The 3189-nt window shown below is 55.9% G+C and carries 2 rRNA genes; both read right to left on the reverse strand.

The window, feature by feature from the left end:
- Positions 1-3: 3 nt before the first annotated feature.
- A 5S ribosomal RNA gene (gene rrf, locus ACGLWX_RS18220) occupies positions 4-119 on the reverse strand.
- Positions 120-224: 105 nt separating this feature from the next.
- Positions 225-3113 (reverse strand): 23S ribosomal RNA (locus tag ACGLWX_RS18225).
- Between the last annotated feature and the right edge of the window lie 76 nt (positions 3114-3189).

Consider the following 3189-nt stretch of genomic DNA (forward strand, 5'->3'; position numbering starts at 1 on the left):
GGTGCCTGACGATAACCTACTCTCGCATGGGGAGACCCCACACTACCATCGGCGCGTTGCGGTTTCACTTCCGAGTTCGGCAAGGGATCGGGTGGTTCACGCAAGCCATGGTCGTCAGGCGTAACTGTCAATGTATATCGGCTGACGGTCTTGTGATCGTCTCTGGCGTATCCGGGCCCTCTCGGGCGTCGTTGTCACTGCGGGCCGAACCCCTTGGGTGTTATAGGGTCAAGCCTCACGGGCCATTAGTACACGTTAGCTCAACACCTTGCGGTGCGTCCACACCGTGCCTATCAACCAGCTGGTCTCGCTGGGCCCTTCAGGAGGCTCAAGGCCTCGGGGATGTCTCATCTTGAAGGGGGCTTCCCGCTTAGATGCTTTCAGCGGTTATCCCGTCCGCACATAGCTACCCGGCAATGCCACTGGCGTGACAACCGGAACACCAGAGGTGCGTCCACTCCGGTCCTCTCGTACTAGGAGCAGCCCTTCTCAAACATCCAACGCCCACGGCAGATAGGGACCGAACTGTCTCACGACGTTCTAAACCCAGCTCGCGTACCACTTTAAATGGCGAACAGCCATACCCTTGGGACCGACTTCAGCCCCAGGATGTGATGAGCCGACATCGAGGTGCCAAACACCGCCGTCGATGTGAACTCTTGGGCGGTATCAGCCTGTTATCCCCGGAGTACCTTTTATCCGTTGAGCGATGGCCCTTCCATACAGAACCACCGGATCACTAGAACCTGCTTTCGCACCTGCTCGACGTGTCTGTCTCGCAGTCAAGCACCCTTATGCTCTTGCACTCATTGCACGATGTCCGACCGTGCTGAGGGTACCTTCGTGCTCCTCCGTTACTCTTTGGGAGGAGACCGCCCCAGTCAAACTACCCACCACACACTGTCCTCGACCCGGATGACGGGTCGGAGTGAGAACACCAATGATGCCAGGCCGGTATTTCAAGGGTGGCTCCCTCCGAACTGGCGTCCGGAGTTCCAAGCCTCCCGGCTATCCTACACAGGCAACATCAGTATCCAGTGTGAAGCTATAGTAAAGGTTCACGGGGTCTTTCCGTCTAGCCGCGGGTACACCGCATCTTCACGGCGATTTCAATTTCACTGAGTCTCGGGTGGAGACAGCGTGGCCATCATTACGCCATTCGTGCAGGTCGGAACTTACCCGACAAGGAATTTCGCTACCTTAGGACCGTTATAGTTACGGCCGCCGTTTACCGGGGCTTCGATCAGGAGCTTCGCCCGAGGGCTAACACCATCACTTAACCTTCCGGCACCGGGCAGGCGTCACACCCTATACGTCCGCTTGCGCGTTGGCAGAGTGCTGTGTTTTTACTAAACAGTTGCAGCCACCTGGTATCTTCGGCCGGTTCGGGCTCGGGGAGCAAGTCCCTCTACCCTACGCCGGCGTGCCTTCTCCCGAAGTTACGGCACCATTTTGCCTAGTTCCTTCACCCGAGTTCTCTCAAGCGCCTTGGGATTCTCACCCTGACCACCTGTGTCGGTTTGGGGTACGGTCGCACATGATCTGAAGCTTAGAGGCTTTTCCTGGAAGCGTGGCATCAGTGACTTCCGGACCGTGGTCCGTTCGTCTCGCATCTCGGCCTTGAACCCCCGGATTTACCTGAGCGTTCAGCCTACCTGCTTTCACCAGGACAACCAGCGCCTGGCTCACCTAGCCTTCTCCGTCCCCCCATCGCAATCATGTCCGGTACGGGAATATTGACCCGTTTCCCATCGACTACGCCTTTCGGCCTCGCCTTAGGGGCCGACTCACTCTGCTCTGATTAGCATCGAACAGAAACCCTTGGTCTTCCGGCGGGGGAGTTTTTCACTCCCCTTATCGTTACTCATGTCAGCATTCGCACTCGTGATACCTCCAGCAGACTTCTCAATCCACCTTCATCGGCTTACACGACGCTCCTCTACCGCTCATCCAGAGGATGAACCCGTAGCTTCGGTACCTGGTTTAGCCCCGTTACATCTTCCGCGCAGGCCGACTCGACCAGTGAGCTATTACGCTTTCTTTAAAGGATGGCTGCTTCTAAGCCAACCTCCTGGCTGTCTGAGCCTTCCCACATCGTTTCCCACTTAACCAGGATTTGGGGACCTTAGCTGACGGTCCGGGTTGTTTCCCTTTTCACGACGGACGTTAGCACCCGCCGTGTGTCTCCCACGCTGCACTCACCGGTATTCGGAGTTTGCCTCGGGTTGGTAAGTCGGGATGACCCCCTAGCCGAAACAGTGCTCTACCCCCGGTGGTGATACGTGAGGCGCTACCTAAATAGCTTTCGAGGAGAACCAGCTATCTCCGGGCTTGATTAGCCTTTCACTCCGATCCACAAGTCATCCAAATCTTTTTCAACAGATCCTGGTTCGGGCCTCCAGTTGATGTTACTCAACCTTCACCCTGCTCATGGATAGATCGCCCGGTTTCGGGTCTATATCCAGCGACTGGTCGCCCAGTTAAGACTCGATTTCTCTACGCCTCCCCTATTCGGTTAAGCTCGCCACTGAATATAAGTCGCTGACCCATTATACAAAAGGTACGCAGTCACAGAACAAGTCTGCTCCCACTGCTTGTACGCACACGGTTTCAGGATCTATTTCACTCCCCTCGCCGGGGTTCTTTTCGCCTTTCCCTCACGGTACTGGTTCACTATCGGTCAGCCAGGAGTATTTAGCCTTGGAGGATGGTCCCCCCGTCTTCAATCAGGGTTTCTCGTGCCCCGACCTACTCGATTTCACTGTGCTCGGATTTCGGCTACGGGACTATCACCCGCTATGGTCAGACTTCCCAGACTGTTCGCCTATCGATTGCACAACTTAAGGGCTGGTCCCCGTTCGCTCGCCGCTACTGGGGGAATCTCGGTTGATTTCTTTTCCTCGGGGTACTTAGATGTTTCAGTTCCCCCGGTTCGCCTCGTATCCCTATGTATTCAGGATACGATACTGACCTTGTGGTCAGTGGGTTTCCCCATTCAGAGATGTTCGGGTCACAGGTCGTTTGCCACCTCACCGAACCTTATCGCAGGCTACCACGTCTTTCATCGCCTCTGGCTGCCTAGGCATCCACCGTGTGCGCTTCATTGCTTGACCCTATAACCCGAAGGAGTCCGGGCCCGCAATGACAACGATTGCCGGATACGCTTGAGACGTATCACAAAACAATTGC

Origin of the sequence: Halomonas sp. HMF6819 (genome assembly GCF_044335525.1) — a bacterium.
Taxonomy (GTDB): domain Bacteria; phylum Pseudomonadota; class Gammaproteobacteria; order Pseudomonadales; family Halomonadaceae; genus Vreelandella.